The sequence below is a fragment of the Aquimarina sp. EL_43 genome (assembly GCF_943422735.1).
In the GTDB taxonomy this organism is placed as follows: Bacteria; Bacteroidota; Bacteroidia; order Flavobacteriales; family Flavobacteriaceae; genus Aquimarina; species Aquimarina megaterium.
Window position 1 is genome coordinate 1,933,434 of the sequence record NZ_CALSBR010000001.1, and the last position, 17,433, is coordinate 1,950,866.

At 32.9% G+C, this 17,433-nt stretch carries 18 protein-coding genes; 13 read left to right on the top strand and 5 right to left on the bottom strand.

What is annotated here, in order from left to right:
* The first annotated feature begins 5 nt into the window (after positions 1-5).
* Together NNL09_RS08790 and NNL09_RS08795 are read left to right on the top strand one after the other, a co-directional pair.
* Positions 6-1,166 carry a PQQ-dependent sugar dehydrogenase gene (locus NNL09_RS08790; protein WP_196910913.1) on the top strand — a complete coding sequence of 387 codons (1,161 nt, stop codon included), beginning with the start codon at positions 6-8 and terminating at the stop codon, positions 1,164-1,166.
* A gap of 25 nt (positions 1,167-1,191) precedes the next feature.
* A complete protein-coding gene (locus NNL09_RS08795) occupies positions 1,192-1,614 on the top strand; it encodes a nuclear transport factor 2 family protein (protein ID WP_025665242.1) in 423 nt (140 codons plus the stop codon).
* Between the two features lie 6 nt (positions 1,615-1,620).
* On the opposite strand, the gene NNL09_RS08800 is transcribed toward NNL09_RS08795, so the two are convergent.
* The gene (locus tag NNL09_RS08800; protein ID WP_025665241.1) at positions 1,621-3,009 is read right to left on the bottom strand and encodes an MATE family efflux transporter; all 1,389 of its coding nucleotides are present in this window, start codon (positions 3,007-3,009) and stop codon (positions 1,621-1,623) included.
* Positions 3,009-4,046 carry a ferrochelatase gene (hemH, locus tag NNL09_RS08805; RefSeq protein ID WP_196910912.1) on the bottom strand — a complete coding sequence of 346 codons (1,038 nt, stop codon included), beginning with the start codon at positions 4,044-4,046 and terminating at the stop codon, positions 3,009-3,011. The genes NNL09_RS08800 and hemH overlap by 1 nt, the downstream gene beginning before the upstream one ends.
* 201 nt (positions 4,047-4,247) lie before the next feature.
* Here hemH and NNL09_RS08810 point away from each other — a divergent pair, with 201 nt between their 5' ends.
* A complete protein-coding gene (locus NNL09_RS08810) occupies positions 4,248-4,427 on the top strand; it encodes a hypothetical protein (RefSeq protein WP_025665239.1) in 180 nt (59 codons plus the stop codon).
* 7 nt (positions 4,428-4,434) lie between these two features.
* Here the strand turns inward: NNL09_RS08810 and NNL09_RS08815 are convergent, their stop codons facing one another.
* Positions 4,435-5,325 carry an AraC family transcriptional regulator gene (locus NNL09_RS08815; protein WP_025665238.1) on the bottom strand — a complete coding sequence of 297 codons (891 nt, stop codon included), beginning with the start codon at positions 5,323-5,325 and terminating at the stop codon, positions 4,435-4,437.
* Between the two features lie 208 nt (positions 5,326-5,533).
* Between NNL09_RS08815 and hemA the strand changes: the two genes are divergently transcribed.
* The 9 genes from hemA (at position 5,534) to NNL09_RS08860 (ending at position 13,131) form a co-directional block, all read left to right on the top strand.
* Entirely contained in the window at positions 5,534-6,784 is a 1,251-nt protein-coding gene (gene hemA / locus NNL09_RS08820) for a glutamyl-tRNA reductase (protein ID WP_025665237.1), read from the top strand.
* 2 nt (positions 6,785-6,786) lie between these two features.
* Positions 6,787-7,698: a hydroxymethylbilane synthase gene (gene hemC, locus NNL09_RS08825; RefSeq protein ID WP_196910911.1), complete on the top strand. Its 912-nt coding sequence runs from the start codon at positions 6,787-6,789 to the stop codon at positions 7,696-7,698.
* Between the two features lies 1 nt (position 7,699).
* A complete protein-coding gene (locus NNL09_RS08830) occupies positions 7,700-8,359 on the top strand; it encodes a uroporphyrinogen-III synthase (protein ID WP_196910910.1) in 660 nt (219 codons plus the stop codon).
* A gap of 42 nt (positions 8,360-8,401) precedes the next feature.
* Positions 8,402-9,433, top strand: coding sequence for a uroporphyrinogen decarboxylase (gene hemE, locus NNL09_RS08835; protein ID WP_196910909.1), 1,032 nt, complete (start codon positions 8,402-8,404; stop codon positions 9,431-9,433).
* A gap of 2 nt (positions 9,434-9,435) precedes the next feature.
* On the top strand, positions 9,436-9,933 hold the full coding sequence (locus NNL09_RS08840; RefSeq protein WP_196910908.1) for a hypothetical protein: 498 nt from the start codon (positions 9,436-9,438) through the stop codon (positions 9,931-9,933).
* Positions 9,934-10,018: 85 nt separating this feature from the next.
* A complete protein-coding gene (locus NNL09_RS08845) occupies positions 10,019-10,807 on the top strand; it encodes an EI24 domain-containing protein (protein WP_025665232.1) in 789 nt (262 codons plus the stop codon).
* Between the two features lie 57 nt (positions 10,808-10,864).
* Positions 10,865-11,767, top strand: a complete 903-nt coding sequence (hemF, locus tag NNL09_RS08850; RefSeq protein WP_196910907.1) for an oxygen-dependent coproporphyrinogen oxidase — start codon at positions 10,865-10,867, stop codon at positions 11,765-11,767.
* A 307-nt stretch (positions 11,768-12,074) separates the two neighbouring features.
* The gene (locus NNL09_RS08855) at positions 12,075-12,677 is read left to right on the top strand and encodes a hypothetical protein (protein WP_025665230.1); all 603 of its coding nucleotides are present in this window, start codon (positions 12,075-12,077) and stop codon (positions 12,675-12,677) included.
* Between the two features lie 46 nt (positions 12,678-12,723).
* Entirely contained in the window at positions 12,724-13,131 is a 408-nt protein-coding gene (locus tag NNL09_RS08860) for a hypothetical protein (protein WP_025665229.1), read from the top strand.
* Between the two features lie 6 nt (positions 13,132-13,137).
* Here the strand turns inward: NNL09_RS08860 and NNL09_RS08865 are convergent, their stop codons facing one another.
* Positions 13,138-14,490 carry a PAS domain-containing sensor histidine kinase gene (locus NNL09_RS08865; protein ID WP_025665228.1) on the bottom strand — a complete coding sequence of 451 codons (1,353 nt, stop codon included), beginning with the start codon at positions 14,488-14,490 and terminating at the stop codon, positions 13,138-13,140.
* Entirely contained in the window at positions 14,490-15,854 is a 1,365-nt protein-coding gene (locus NNL09_RS08870; RefSeq protein WP_025665227.1) for a sigma-54 dependent transcriptional regulator, read from the bottom strand. The genes NNL09_RS08865 and NNL09_RS08870 overlap by 1 nt, the downstream gene beginning before the upstream one ends.
* 273 nt (positions 15,855-16,127) lie before the next feature.
* Between NNL09_RS08870 and NNL09_RS08875 the strand changes: the two genes are divergently transcribed.
* Positions 16,128-17,432 (top strand): TolC family protein, encoded by a 1,305-nt coding sequence (locus NNL09_RS08875; protein ID WP_231389208.1) that lies wholly within the window; start codon positions 16,128-16,130, stop codon positions 17,430-17,432.
* Position 17,433: the final 1 nt, after the last annotated feature.

The window sequence follows — 17,433 nt, forward strand, 5'->3', positions numbered from 1 at the left end:
CATCAATGAATAAATCAATATTCTTACTGTTTTTGATTGTGATAGCTTGCACTAAAATTGAAAAACCTTCAGAAGTTTTACAAACAAAAACACATCCAACAAAAGAAATCATAATAGATAGCCTTAAGCATCCCTGGAGTATAGCTTTTTTATCAGAAGATGAAGTTCTGATATCTGAAAAGGATGGAGATTTGGTTAAAGTAAACCTTATTTCAAAAGAAAAAAGAAGTATTAAAGGGTTTCCACGTGACCTTACTGATAGTATTAGAGTCATTACAGGAGGCGATAATTCTGGTATTTTTGAAGTATTGTTGGATCCCGATTTCAACAACAATAAATACGTATATCTTTCGTATGCTGCAAAAAGAAAAGGAGAAGGAAGTGCCACAAAAGTAGTGCGTGCAGTACTAAAAAATGATTCCTTAGTTACTATAAAAACATTGCTCGAAGCGGGGCCTTTTACAAGAGAATATTTTCATTATGGAGGAGGGATGACTTTTGGACCTGATGGTAAATTATACATTACCATGGGGGAACGGTTATATAAAGAAATTGATGAACCCGAAATGCCTATTGCTCAAGATATAACCGATAAACGAGGGAAAATCTATCGAATAAACCCTGATGGAAGTATACCTGATGATAACCCTGATTTTGGTACAACCGCGGTTCCTGGAGTTTATGCAATCGGAATTAGAGCTGCACAAGGGATAACAACACATCCAGAAACGGGTGAGATATGGTTTAGCGAGCATGGCACCCGACAAGGGGACGAGATTAATATGCTAAAACCTGGAGCTAATTATGGCTGGCCTATTATAACTACAGGAGGCTATCGAAGTAAAGAGTATTATCCTCCTAAAATTGAAGGAGCTGTATTTACTGATCCCATTTGGTATTGGCAGCATACTGTTGCACCTACTGGACTCCTATTTTATACAGGTGATGAATTTCCCGAATGGAAAAATGATTTACTGGTTCCTGGGTTGAGTAGAGGAAGTATGTGGAGATTTAGAATTGAAAATAAAACTATAAAAAGTACCGAAGAATTATTTACTAACGATAGAATACGATCCAGAAAAATAGCGCAAAGCCCAGAAGGAAAACTCTATTTGCTAACCGATGAATCTAATGGAAAAATCTTAAGAATAAAAAATAATCAATAACCTTAATATAAATAAACAAAAACACATGAAAACCTATTTTTGGATAACCCTATTTTTAGTTAGTTGTAACATCTCCATTGCACAATCAGAAGATGATAATATACGCTCTTCGATTAATAAATATCTGAAGGGAACCTCATACAGCCAACCAGAAGTGATTAAAGAAGCTTTTTATGATGAAGCGAATTTGTTTCTTACTCATAAAGAGAAAAAATTATGGATTGTACCCATTAAAGAATATGCTTCATGGTTTGAAAAAAGGGAGCAAGGAAAATTTAATGGCAGAACAGGTAAAATATTATCTGTAGACAGAGAAAATGATATTGCTATGGCAAAAGCTGAAATTTTAATAGAAGGTAAAGATGTACGATATATCGATATTTTTCTTCTGAAAAAGATTGATGGAGAGTGGAAAATTATTAGCAAAGCTGCTACAACCAAAAAGTAAAAATAACTAATTACTTTTTGTAATAAGTTTAGTTCTCACTTCCCGGTTCAGGAAATACCCAGTAACAATGGTTGCTAATATGTCTGCAATCGGGAAAGAAATCCAAACTCCTAATTCACCATAAAACTTAGGAAGAATCAAAATCAAAGGAATAAAAAAGAACCCTTGTCTTGATAAGGTAAGTAATAAAGCAGGAATTGCTTTTCCTACAGCCTGAAAATAGGCTGCTCCTATAAGCTGAAGCGCAATAATAGGAGTAGCTGCAAACACCCATCGCATAGGTTCTGCAGTATGAGATAATACATATTGATTTAGAGCTAATTCTTTGGGAGCTAGATTAGGGTTGTTACTCAGAAATAAAGTTGTTATTTCTGCCGGGAAAATCATTAACCCAATAAAAACTAATGATGCCAAAATCGCAGCATATTTGATTGCGGTATTAATAGATTCTCTAACACGAGGATAATGTTGCGCACCATAATTATATCCAGCAATGGGTAAAAACCCTTGTGTAACTCCAAATACAGGAAACAAAGCAAACATTAGCATTCGACCAATAATAGCATATACAGCTACCAGGCCTTCTTGCCCGAGGTCAAATAAAATATTGTTCATTAATAAATAGGTAATGCTTACTACGGCTTGCCTGGCCAGGGTTACTCCACCAAGTGAAGCAATTTCTGAAACGATCTCTTTTTGTAGACCAAGATGACGAAGACTAATCTTTAATTCAGAGTTTTTAGAACTGAAAAACCAAAAAATATATAAAAAACAAGCAAGATACGAGCCTGTTGTCGCCCATGCAGCACCGTGCATTCCCATATCCATTACGTTAATAAAAAGATAGTCCATAAACAGATTACCAACTGTAGGGATGATCATAGCCGTCATAGCAAATTTTGGCTTTCCTTCTGCTCTGATCACCGTATTACCCATCATAGCAAAACCTAGGATGGGTACACCATATAAAATAATAGTGTAGTAGATTTTTGCGGGTTCAAAAATATCTCCTTTACCACCAAATTTTGGAATAATATCATCGACAAAAACCAAACCTAAGACAACCAAAGAAACCATAAAAAGCAGGGAAAGAGTAATCTGGTTTCCAAAGGTTTTGAGCGCTTTTTCTTTATTATTAGCGCCTAATGCTCTAGAAATTATACTAGAACCTCCTACACCTATAGACATCCCTAATGCAGCAATAAAAAAGGATACGGGAAGTACTACATTAATAGCTGCAATGGCGATAGAACCGATCCAGTTACCAACAAAGATCGAATCTATTAGAATATTAAGTGACATCACCAATATCCCAATAGATGCTGGGACTGCTTGTTTTATTAGTAATTTCCCAATAGGCTCTATCCCCAGAGCTTCAGAAGTTATTTTTGCCATTATACCGTTTGGGTTTTAACAGTAACCCATTCATTTACCCAATTTGCAAGTAGATCTGCCCAATCATCACGATCATTAAGACAAGGAATGGTTGTGAATTCTTTGCCCCCAACTTCGTGAAAAATTTCTTCCCCTTCCATGGCTATTTCTTCTAAAGTTTCCAGACAATCTGATACAAATGCAGGAGTTACGATAGCCATTTTTTTTATTCCTTCTTTTCCCATACGTTCTATAGTACGATCGGTATAAGGCTTTAACCATGGATCAAAGCCTAAGCGGGATTGATAGGAAGTAGAGTAAGTTCCATTTTTAAGCCCAAGTTTTTTTGCTACTTGTACAGTTGTCATTTCACATTGATGACGATAGCAAAACTTATGTTGTTCTGATCCTTTTTTAAAGCAACATTTGCCATCCATTTTGCAATTTCCATTGCTAATGTCACTTTTTCTAATATGCCTCTCGGGTACTCCATGGTAACTAAATAAAAGATGTTCATATTCAACACCTTCTAGTTTTTCGGTTATACTTTTTGAAAGGACATTAATATATTCGGGTTTATTATAAAAAGCAGGAACATCAACAAGTTTCATATTTGGGAAATGTTCTTTTTGCAATTTTTCGGCAAGAACTAAAATAGTTTCGGTAGTTGCCATAGCAAATTGAGGGTAAAGCGGAATAATCATGACCTCATTTACACCTTTGTCGTGTAATCCCTGTAATCCCTTTTTGATATTCATCGAACCATAGCGCATTGCTAAAGCAATAGGGATTGAAGTACGATCTACTACTTTTTTTTGTAATCTTTCTGATAGTACAATTAGGGGAGAACCTTCATCCCACCAGATTTTTTTATAAGCTTCTGCCGATTTTTTCGGCCGGGTATTTAAGATAATCCCTTTTACCAGTAATGTTCGCGCCCATAACGGAACATCGATTACTCTGGGGTCCATCAAAAATTCACCAAGATATTTTTTTACATCCTTTGGATCAGTACTATCTGGTGATCCAAGATTAACAAGGAGAACTCCTTTACTCATAATTTTCTTTTTGCACACACAAAAATACAAACTATAAAGAGTAATGATGCTAAAAGTGATAAGACTTTTTGATAGTGGTATTGTAGAATTAGTGCATAATCCTATTAAAAACCAAACAGAACTTAAAATACGTTAAATTCTGGCAAACCGAAAGTTGGGTAGTTTTATTTTAGTATTTTTAGGTGATTAAAAAAAGCAAAGATGAAACGTATAATTGTAGATGTCGAAAAAGATAAACTACCCTTTATTCTGGAGTTGTTAGAACAGTTTGATTTTGTATCTGTTTTGGCAGATGCTTCTGATGAGGATCAAGGAATGTATGATTCGATAGTATCCTTACAAAAAGGAGTAGGTATTCCTAGAGGGGAATCATTCGATTAAATGAGTTTTAGTTTAAGCTCATCACATATTTTTTTGGAGTAGTTCCAAATTTCTTTTTAAATGCAGCTATAAAATGGCTAGCAGTGCTATATCCAACTTTTAAACCTACTTCATTTACATTATGACTTCCTGAAGCTAATAGTTGTCGGGCTACCTCCATTTTGTAATCAAACAAGAATGTATATACCGGTTCACCATAAATTTGTTTAAATCCGTCTTTAAGTTTTTTAAGAGGCAATCCAATCTCATTAGATAGCTCCTGAAGTGTAGGAGGTTCTGCCATACGGGCGATAATAATTTCTTTAGCTTTTCGAATTTTTAATACATTTTCTTCATCTACCAAAAACGGACATTGCTCTACATCTGCGTCCCCAGGTCTATTAAAATAGAGACTTAATAATTCATATGCTTTTCCTTTAAAGTATAACAGTTTAATCGATTGATGAAGGTTGTAGTTCATAATTTGATTTAGTACCACAGCCATTGAAGGAGAAATTTTGGCATCGGTATAATATTTTTTATCACGGTTTCCTTCTCCGAGAAAAGGAATATAATCCGCTTCTTTAGAAAATAAAGAGTGAAACTTTTTTATAGAAATAAGGATAGTGATCAACCAGGAATCCTTTTTCATTTCGAGATTCATTGGAAGATCGCGTTGTGGATTATAGAGAAGAAGCGAATTTTCTTCAGAAAGGTTTATAGCATAGCTTCCGTTATTAAAGTTAAATTTAATCCCCCCCTTAATACAGAAATGAAACTGGATAAGACTACTGTCGATATCTCTTACAACTCGTTGATTTTCATTGGTTTCGTTTTGAAATTTTAGGATATGAAAACCATCTTCGATTTGGGTTTCTTCTAGAATCCCTGGAGCGTTATTTTTTAGTTCAATTTCCATAGTTGTAAAATTTTATTTATTTAGAATGAGTCTAAACTGTCGATGTAAGAATCTCTGGCACCTATACAAAAATAAGGGTTTTTACCCATTTTTTTACAAAAAATATCTTAAACAACGTTTTTCGACACTTAAAATTCTTCTGGCGTTATTTTTTCTGATATATCTAAAATACTTTTGTTATGGAATATAATATAATAGAATTGACTGCATGGAGTCTCACTCAAGAGCAAAAGGAACAAATTTTTACACTATTGGACTTAGTTATAAAAAAGCTGATGCAGAGATCAGAGGTCATTTTAGTGTAAACGAAGAAGCCAAAGAAGGAATACTACAACAGGCAAAAAAAGAAGGCATTGAAGCCTTACTAGTTACTTCTACCTGTAATCGAACCGAATTACATGGTTTTGCTCAACATCCATTTCAATTAATCAAATTACTTTGCGAGCATACTCACGGAACCATAGAAGAATTCGAAAAAGTAGCATATGTACATAAAAATAGTAAAGCAGTATCACATTTATTTAAAGTAGGTACAGGTTTGGATAGTCAGATATTAGGGGATTTTGAAATTATAAGTCAACTAAAACAAAGTTTTAAAGCTTCCAAAAAAGCAGAAGTTACCAACCCTTTTTTAGAAAGACTTATAAATGCGGTAATCCAGGCAAGCAAACGTATCAAGAATGAGACTGAGATTTCTTCTGGAGCAACTTCAGTTTCTTTTGCATCGGTTCAATACATTCTTAGGAATGTAGAACATATTTCGGATAAAAAAATTGTGCTTTTCGGAACTGGTAAAATAGGTAGAAACACCTGTGAAAATTTAATAAAACATACCAAGAACGATCATATAACACTAATTAACCGAACAAAAGATAAAGCAGAAAGAGTAGCAGGAAAATTTAATCTTATTGTAAAAGATTATGCTAACATTCAGTCAGAAATAACAAATACAGATATCCTTATTGTGGCTACGGGAGCGCAGAATCCTACTATTTCTAAACAACTAATTCATTCGCAAAAGCCATTATTGATTTTAGATCTGTCTATTCCAAAAAATGTATCAGATGATGTAGTTGAGTTACCCAATGTAACTTTGGTACACCTGGATCATTTGTCAAAAATGACAGATGATACATTACAAAGAAGAAAACAATACATCCCGCAAGCCGAGATTATTATAGAAGAAGTAAAAACAGAATTTGATAGTTGGTTAGAAACCAGAAAATTTGCTCCCACTATTAAGGCACTTAAAAATAAATTATCTACATTAAAAGATGCAGAAATTAATCTACAACGAAAAAAGTATGCAGATTTTGATGAAGAACAGGCAGATATTATTAGTAGCCGAATCATTCAGAAAATCACGAATCATTTTGCCAATCATCTTAAAGATGATAACACCTCGGCAGATGAAAGCATAGAATTGATTCAGAAAGTATTTCAATTACAAAACAAATAGCTTTGGCAAAAACGATTCGCATAGGTACCAGAGATAGTGAATTAGCACTTTGGCAAGCAAATACCGTACAAAAAAAATTAGAAGAACTAGGATATAAAACTCACTTGATCCCAGTTAAATCAACTGGGGATATTATATTGGATAAACCATTGTATGAGTTAGGGATTACCGGGATTTTTACTAAAACATTGGATATAGCGATGTTACAAGGCGATATTGATATTGCAGTGCATTCGATGAAGGATGTTCCGACAATTCTACCAAAAGGAATTATAGAAGCAGCCATTTTAAAACGCGCTAATGTAAATGATATTCTGGTTCATAAAGGGTTGGATTTTTTAGAAAATGAAGGAACAATTGCTACCGGAAGTCTTCGAAGAAAAGCACAATGGTTACATAAATACCCAACGCATACAGTAGTTGATCTGCGAGGTAATGTAAATACACGTATGCAAAAACTAACCGAGAATGATTGGAATGGTGCCATATTTGCAGCTGCCGGATTAGAACGCATTGATCTAAAACCTGATAATTATATTGATCTGGATTGGATGATTCCTGCACCAGCACAAGGAGCAATGTTAGTTGTTGCAAAAGAAGAAGATGAGTATTGCAGAAAGGCATTATCAAATTTAAATGATAGCCCATCTGAAATATGTGTACATATCGAACGCGAGTTTTTACGAGAATTAGAAGGAGGTTGTACAGCACCAATAGGAGCACTAGCAGAAATTAAAGAAGATATTATCTACTTTACCGGAGCTTTGTTTAGTCTTGACGGAAATGATAAGATTGAAGTCAATAAAGAAATAAAAATAGGTAATGTAGAAAACCTGGGAACGATATGTGCTCAGGAAATATTGAATAACGGAGGACATGAATTGATGAAAGAGATAAAAGCAGAAATCGGATAGATTGGATACTTCACCAACAATACTCTCAACCAAAAAACTTTCTACAGCTCAAAAAGAGTTGTTGCTAAATACTGGTCTTGGATTTGTCGAGTATGAAGCCATAACTATTGAACTTTTAGAAATTACAAATAAGCATACAATCCAGAATGCAATTTTTACAAGCAAGAACGCTGTGAAAGCAATTAAAAACTCTGGAATGATCATTTCAAACTGTTTTTGTGTAGGAGATAATACTAAAAAGCTTTTAGAGGAAAATGACTTCAATGTGGTAGAAACTGCTCAAAATGCATCAGATTTAGCTAAAATCATTATAAAAAAATACAAAAACCACTCTTTTTTGTTTTTTTGCGGAAACTTAAGAAGAGATGAATTACCAGATCTTTTGAAACAAAATAATGTTGAGTTAAAAGAGCAGATTGTATATAAAACACAGTTAAAATCGAATAAATTTATCCGTTCGTTTGATGGAATATTGTTTTTTAGTCCATCCGGAATTCAAAGCTATACTTCAGAAAATAAAATAGGAGAAAGTATTTCGTTTTGTATAGGAAGCACAACTGCTTCTGAAGCTAAAAAACATACAAATAATATTATTGTTGCAAATAAACCTACGGTAGAAAACGTAATTGTTCAAGCCGTAAAACATTTTACTAAAAAATAAATAATAAAGCAATTTTTGCAAAGTCGAAAATTCACAATAGCTATGACACAACTTAAAAACGACTTATTTCTTAGAGCATTAAAAGGGGAAACTGTAGAACGCCCACCAGTATGGATGATGCGTCAGGCAGGGCGATACTTACCAGAATTTCGTGCACTAAAAGCAAAATATGATTTTTTTACACGTTGTAGAACACCAGAATTGGCTGCAGAGATAACCGTACAGCCTATAGATATCATTGGTCCCGATGCAGCAATTTTGTTTAGTGATATTTTGGTGATCCCACAGGCTATGAATATCGAGGTCGAAATGAAAGACGGAATTGGTCCCTGGCTTCCTAATCCAATTCGATCTTTGGCAGATGTAGAACAAGTAATTGTTCCAGATGTCTACGAAGAATTAGGATATGTAATAGATGCGATAAAACTAACCAAAGAACGTTTGGATAATCGTGTTCCTTTAATTGGTTTTGCCGGTTCACCATGGACAATTTTATGTTATGCTGTACAGGGGCAAGGATCTAAAAACTTTGATAAGGCCAAAGAATTGTGTTTTACACAACCAGAAGCAGCACACCAATTATTGCAAAAGATTACCGATACTACTATTGCTTATCTTAAAGCAAAAGTTGCAGCAGGAGTTAATGCAGTTCAGGTATTTGATAGCTGGGGAGGGATGTTATCACCAGTAGATTACCAGGAATTCTCATGGAAATATATCCAGCAAATTGTAGATGCATTAAAAGAAGAAACCGAAGTGATCGTTTTCGGAAAAGGATGCTGGTTTGCATTACAAGAAATGGCACAATCGGGAGCTGCTGCTCTTGGAGTAGATTGGACATGTTCTGCGCGTAATGCTCGTTATCTTACCGGAGGAAATATAACACTACAAGGTAATTTTGATCCTTCGAGATTATTATCTCCACCAGCAGAAATCAAAAAAATGGTTAAACAAATGATAGACGCTTTTGGTAAAGATCGTTATATCGCTAATTTAGGACATGGGATTTTACCTAATATTCCTGTAGAGAATGCTCAAGCCTTTGTAGATGCAGTAAAAGAATATCAAGCATAAGAATGAGTATAGGGAATCTGTTAAAACGATTAAGTTTTAGGCAAATCCTTAAGGTAGCAGGGGTAATGCTTCAGAATCCTTTACTAGTCTATCCAACATTAAAAGCTACAAGGAGAACCATGATCATTTGTGATTTGCATTATGGAAAAGCACATCATAAAAACGGAAAAGCTAATGCTTTTCGACATGCGTTATGGAATATATTGATTTGTCAAACTACTTTTAGAATAACCAAAAACAAAGAAAAATCTGTAAACTGGGCACAAAAAATAACCGATTTACATGAAAAACTAGCTCCAAATAAACCATTAGAAACTGCAATGGATTTACATAACAACGAAATTGGCAGAAAATATTTTTTGGAACTAACTACTTCTTTTGAAGAAGAAATAATCACTTTTTTAAAGGATAATACTCAAAAAGCTAAGAAAGTAATAGATATTAAAGAAATACTGGATCATAAAGATAAATTGGTTTATCTTTTGGAAATCGATACTTGATCATGAAATATTTCCAAAATTGAAACAAAAATGATAAAAAGACTACTTATATAAGAGAGTAAATCAATCAAAAAAACAGTGACCAATGCTTAAAAATATCATTAACGGGATCAAAGCTTATTTCGGAACCTTTAAACTTATTTCAAAACTAGGATTATGGAAATTTTTTGCGATTCCTATTTTGATAAGCGTAATCACAGGATTATCTTTTGTAGCATTAGTATATTTCTTTTCAGATAACCTGGGAGCTTTAATTTCTCGGATTTGGGTTTGGGAATGGGGATCAGAAACATTTGCGACCATTAGCACATATATCGGGGGGTTATTAATCCTAGTAATAGGATTAATACTATATAAACACATTGTAATGGCATTGTCTGCTCCATTTATGAGTCCGGTTTCAGAAAAAGTAGAAACACATCTTCTGGGAGAAACAAATCATTCGCACCGTAATACATCATTTAGTCAACAATTATCTAGAGGTATCCGTATTAACATACGAAATCTATTTAGAGAATTATTATTTATGATTCCGCTAATTATTTTAAGTTTTATTCCGGTTATTGGTATTGTAGCAACAATATTAATTTTTCTGATACAAGCATATTATGTAGGTTTTGGTAATATGGACTATACTATGGAACGTCATTTTAATTATAAAGAAAGTATCCAGTTTGTAAGAAAAAATAGAGGGACTGCTATTGGTAATGGAGTTGTATTTGTATTGATGCTCTTTATACCTGTTATAGGATTTGTTATCACACTACCTATATCTGTAGTTGCAGCCTCTACAGAAACGGTAAAAATTTTGAAAGAAAAAGGATTAATTGAACTAAAAAGCACATCTGAGGAGATTTCCAAAATTGAAGCATAATACCATAGCTAAATTCAATTGGATTTTTAAGATCTGATAAAAAATTATATAATTATAATGAAAGATAAGTTTTATCAATACATACAAGACTTACAAGATACCATAACCTCAAAACTGGAAGAAATAGATGGTAAAGCTAAATTCGAGGAAGATCTATGGGAGCGTTCTGAAGGAGGTGGAGGAAGAACCCGTGTAATCGAAAATGGAAATGTATTCGAAAAAGGAGGTGTGAATATTTCTGGAGTTCATGGGGCACTTCCCAAAGCTATGCAAAGCTATTTTAAAGTAGGCGAGGTTGACTTTTTTGCCTGTGGTTTGTCATTAGTACTACATCCCAAAAATCCAATGGTACCAACGGTACATGCGAATTGGCGTTATTTTGAAATGTATGATAAAAACGGAACAATTGTAGATAGCTGGTTTGGAGGAGGCCAAGATTTAACACCGTACTATTTGTTTGATGAGGATGCAAGGCATTTTCACCAGGTATGTAAAGATTCTTGTGATAAACATGACCCAGATTTTTATATTACCTACAAAAAGAAATGTGACGAGTATTTCTATAATGCACATCGAGGAGAAGGCCGTGGAGTAGGAGGTTTATTTTTTGATTATTGTAAAGCAAATGATGCGATGTCGATGCCAAACTGGTATGATTTTGTAACCGAAGTAGGGAATAGTTTTTTAGAAGCGTATACTCCGATTGTAGAAAAAAGAAAAGAGCTTCCATATACAGAAACACATAGAGATTGGCAGGAAATTCGACGTGGACGTTATGTAGAATTTAATCTGGTACATGATAAAGGAACTCTATTTGGGCTAAAAACTAATGGAAGAATAGAAAGTATTTTAATGAGTCTTCCTCCTCATGTACAATGGCGATATGATTACCACCCAGAAACGGGTAGTGAAGAAGCGCGATTAGTAGAAGTACTAACAAACCCTGTAGATTGGATATAATACCTTTATAACTTGAGTTTACTGTAGTAAAAGCATTTTTTCTTGGTCAATAAGAGAAAGAAGATGTTAATTTTAATGTAGAAAATTTTATTTCCAATTTAGACTATAGAGTATGATAATTGGCCGTTTTATCACATGGTGTAATGCCATATAATACTTACTTAAAACTTAAAATAGAGAGTAAAAACCGGTTAAAGTGTTTAAAAATTCGGCTGAATGACAATTATGTGGTTTTTTTTTATTAACTTGCAAAACAATCATTTAGGGCTTATCTATATAATGTTATATTAATTAACACAAATGCCTTATGAAAAAAATTCTACTATTGCTAATCGTAATCCTTATTGTAGGATGCGAATTTTTACCCAAAGAATCTAAGTTTTCTAAGTTTTCGAAAAACACAATCGAATTTAGAAACAATACTATTGTGCTTACCAGTGCCTATTCTAAAACATCTCCCGAAGAATTTAAAAGCAGATTAGATTCATTAGAAAATAAACCAAAATTTAAAAAGGTTGCTTTACATGAATTAAAAAAAATAGAAGATAAAAAAGTAGATTTCGAACTATTCGTAGATGAAAATAATGTAGAAAACTATGTATTTATCTATACTTGTGATTTCTATCAGTTTGATGAGCATAGAGCCGCTAGAGTTGTTGCCGCACTTAATGATCAATTGCAAGATGAATCTAATATTCAGGAAGTAAAATATAAAAGAATTCATGGTCGTTTTTTCTTTACTCCAACATCAAAAGTAGTTAAGCTTAAATATTTAAAAGCTTATAAAAAAGATAGAAAATTCCAGACAGAATATATTGTTGCTTCAAAATCCGGAGGAATTGGATTGTTGATTAGTAACCTGGAGGATATTGATTTTGAAAGTTCTATAAAGCGATTTGCTTCAAAATAAGATAAGGAGATAGTAATATATCTTTTATCTTGCTTCTTTTCTAAAGATGATACATAGAATAAAGATAGTTTTTGTTATTATTTTCATTGTGAGTTGTGCTCGTAGTGTAGAGCCAACGGTAGAAAATATTAATAAAATATTTACGTCTAAAGATTTTACTTTTGAGTTTAACAGCCATACTGGCGATAAAAAATCTCTTAGTTTTAGGAATGATTATCTAGTTTATAAAAGCGATAAACCTACATATCGCAGAGAGATAAGTTACGATGAGGTACTTTTGATTAATGACTTTATTCAAAAGATTGTTAATCGTCATTCTAAAATATTAGACCCCGAGACCACCTCACATTATATTATAAAAAACACAGCGTATAAAGTAGTAATCATACCAGATCAGGAAGATTACTACTTTGATGCTTTACTTAAAACATTAAAACTTGATACCGTAAAATAAATAATATTACTCAAAAAGTAATGAAAAAGATGTCTCCTTATTAGGTATAGAATGAACCGTTAGACTACCTCCATGCAGATGCATAATTTGTTTAGAAAGACTTAAGCCTATACCTGTACCTTCGTTTTTTGTGGTATAAAAAGGTATAAATATCTGGCTCATGATATCGGGATGTATGCCCGGACCATTGTCTTTAACTGTTATATATTTTTTTCCTTCAGTAGTAATTCCAACAATAAACATTAGAGTTGCTTTTTCGGTATCTTTTAAAGCTTGAATTGCATTTTTACAAAGGTTTAGCAATATCTGAGTAATTAGCTTTTCGTCTGCATAAATTTCGAGATCTTCTGTATTGTTAAGAATATCAAAAGAAATGACATTAAAATCAATCTCCTGGCTCATCAAAACTTTTACCTTCTCTAATAATTCATCTACTTTAATTATTTTCTTATCGGGTACAGGTACATTTAAGAAACTACGATACGACTGTACAAAACTCATTAAATCATTTCCTTGATTTTTGATTACTTCTAGTCCTTTTGCAGTATTATGAATTTTATTTTCATCAATTGCTGTAACCGGTATGATCCCGCTTTTATCCTTATAATATCCCAAAATAGATTCTGATATTGAAGTAATGGGAGTAACAGAGTTCATAATTTCGTGAGTCAAAACTCTAATGAGTTTTATCCACGAATCTGTTTCTTTTTCGTCTAATTCGTTATGGATATCTTGTATGGTTATTAATCTTAAAACTTCGTTATTTAATACTATTTCTGAAGATTTAATAGACAACTGTATCGTCTCTCGCTCGTTGGTAAGTTGAAAGAGTTTTCGTTCGAATGGTTTAATATTATTAAATAAGTCATACAATTTTTTATCAACCTGCACTAGCTGTTTTATATGGTTTAGAGGAGTATAATTTAGTAATTTTTCGACTTTAGGATTGTTAAAAAGAATATGCCCTTTATGATTAAAAGTCAAAATACCAATTTCTGCTTGCTTTAGTATTTCTTGGTAATACTGTTCCTGTGTCTGGTTTTTTAAGTGTACTTTTCGAATTACATCATTAAGACTATTAAGGCTCTGATTTAATTCGTTAAATGATTTTGGGCCTCCTTTTTCGGGAAATCGAAGTGTGAAATCTTCATTTTTAATTGAATTAAAAAAGTAGGCAATCTTTCTATTATTATGGTTTAGATATTTGATTAAAAATATCGTTTGTAATGAAAGTAATAATAGAACAAAAAAAGACAAAATATACAATTCTTTAAAAAACGCAAAGGCTAATATCAGTGCAGTTAAGGAAAGCATTACTACTCTTAGGATTAATTTTGTATAGAGATTTTGGCTTACCATTAGTTTTCTGATTTTTTTATTTTGTTATATAAAGTCTGTCTCGAAATACCAAGTTGATTTGCAGCAGCACTATAGTTTCCATTATGTTTGTCAAGTGCTTTGGCAATCATGAGTCGTTCCATTTCATCAAGAGTCTCAGGACCTTTGTCCAAAGAAATCCCCGGGCTGTTACTCAATAAAAAATCTGTTGGTTTCAATACATTTCCTTCACATAAAATTACTGCTCTCTCTATTGTGTGTTGTAACTCTCTTACATTTCCTGGCCAACGATATCCCATTAATTTTTCTTCGGCAGCAGTATTTATTCGAAGCGACGGTTTGCCATATTTTGTCGCGAATTTTTTTAAATAAAAATCTGCAAGTATCAGGATATCGTTATCTCGTTCTCGCAATGGAGGTACTTCAATATGAATCGTATTTATTCTATATAATAAATCTTCGCGAAAAATACCTTCATCTACCATTTGATTAAGGTTGCAATTAGTGGCACAAACCAGGCGTATGTTTACGGGAATAGGTTTATTAGAACCAACCCTTACAACTGTTCTGTTTTGTATTGCAGATAATAGTTTGGCTTGTGTTTGTAGTGATAAGTTTCCGATTTCATCAAGAAACAAAGAACCGTTGTTTGCTGCTTCAAACTTTCCTGCGCGATCTTCTTTGGCATCTGTAAAAGCTCCTTTGGTATGACCAAAAAGTTCACTTTCAAATAATGTTTCTGATATTGAGCCCATATCTACTCCAATAAAAACTTCGTTTTTTCGGGGAGACATTCTATGTAATTCTCTGGCAATTAGTTCTTTTCCTGTTCCGTTTTCACCTGTGATTAAAACGTTAACATCTGTTTTTGCCACTTTTCTAACTAGGTTTAAGACAGCAGTTAGTGCTTTAGAGTTACCAATAATATAGTTGCTGTCTTGATTGATAACCTGTTTTAGGTGGTTTTCTTTCTGCTTTAGTTCTTGTACTTCTTTTCTGGATTTACGAAGTAGAAAAGCAGACTTTATTGTAGCCAATAGCTTTTCATTATTCCAGGGTTTTAATATAAAATCGGTAGCTCCTTCTTTTAACGCTTTTACAGCAAGATCGACAGCACCATAAGCCGTCATCATAATTACCGAAGTATGAGGAGCTTTTTTCTTTATTTCTCTAAGCCAGAATAAACCTTCATTTCCTGTATTGACACCGGCAGAAAAATTCATATCTAATGCCACAATATCATAATCACTTAGATTGTGTAATGAGGAAATTTGATTGGGATTAGAAATTGTTTTAATGTGTTTGTACTCAAACTGCAATAAAATTTCTAATGCGCTTAAAACACTCTTATTATCATCAATGATTAAAATTTTTCCATCCTGCATTATTTATTATTTAAGTTATCATAGTAAAACTACAAATTTGAGACAGTACTCCTATAGAGGTGTAAAATTATTTGACACTATTTGTATAATAATTTTACATTTTAAAAATTCAATATAGATGTTTTTTGTATTAATACGCTGATATGTAGTGATTTGTGTTTTTGGCACGGCATTAGGTTATGGTTTGGCATCAAAACGTTATTTAAGTGTTTATAAATGATAAAATCTAAAAACAAAATCTTATATTTTCTCTTGATCTTGATATCAAATACGATGTATTCTCAAGAATCATGGTCATTAGATGATTGTGTAACCTATGCTATAGGTCATAATCTACAGCTCAAGGATTTTAAATACAATCAGGATGCTAACAAGGAAACATATCGGCAATCGGTAAGAAATTTATTGCCAAGTATCAATGCATTTTCAGATTATAATATTCGATATGGAAGATCGGTAGATCCCAATAATAACAATATTGTAAACACTGATTTTTTCTCTAATAATTATAGATTGAATGCAGAAATTGATTTGTTTAGAGGTTTTCAAAAAATAAACACAATCAAAGCTTCAAAATTTTTGAATAAAGCAGCAAATGAAGAAGTGCTGCATCAAAAATATCTACTGGCATTTAGAGTAATGTCTGCTTTTTATGATATTCAGTTTATGGAAGGACTTTTAACCATTTCTAAAGAACAAGAAGAAGTATCCACTACTAATTATACACTTGTAAAAAGACAAGTAGAACTTGGTCAAAAAGCAAAAGCTGATTTGTACGAAGCAGAATCTGCATTATTAGCCGATCAATTATTGGTTACTCAAAATGAGAATAATGTAGCAGCTGCAAAACTTAAACTTATACAAGAAATGAACTTAGAAGATGTTACTACTATTTCTATTCAATCTTCTCTTATAGAAGCCGATGATAATGTGGATGTTTTTAAAGCAAATAGAGATTCTATTTACAGTAAAGCGAGAACTTTTGTTCCTATCATAAAAGCACAAGAGTTAAAAGCAAAAGCAGCCAAAAAGCAATTAGCCATAGCCAGAGGGGGCTTGTACCCCTCTCTGTCTTTTTTTGCAGGTTATCAAACAGGATTTTATGAAACCAATGTTAATGACAATACAGGAAGAGTTATTTCTTTTAAAAATCAGATTAAAGATAATGTCTCAAAATATGTTGGAGTTTCGCTTAACATTCCTATCAGTAATGGATGGTCAAATCGGTCACGTGTAAAACAGCAAAAGGTAGAAATGATGAGAGCAGACAATAATTTTGATATTCAAAAACAAGAACTGTTTAAACTAATACAACAACTTGTTCAGGAAGGAGATGCACTACGTTTTGAATATCAACAGAGTTCGCAAAAAATGAACGCACAGGTATTAACTTTTAAGATAGCTCAAAAGAGATATGAAAAAGGATTGATAAGCGCTATAGAACTCAACCAATCTAAAAACTTATTAGCGAACTCACAAAATGAAAACCTACAGGTACAATTACGTTTAAAAGTAAACGAAAGCACATTGGATTTTTATAATGGATTACCTGTTTTTAATATAAATAGAGCACAATAAA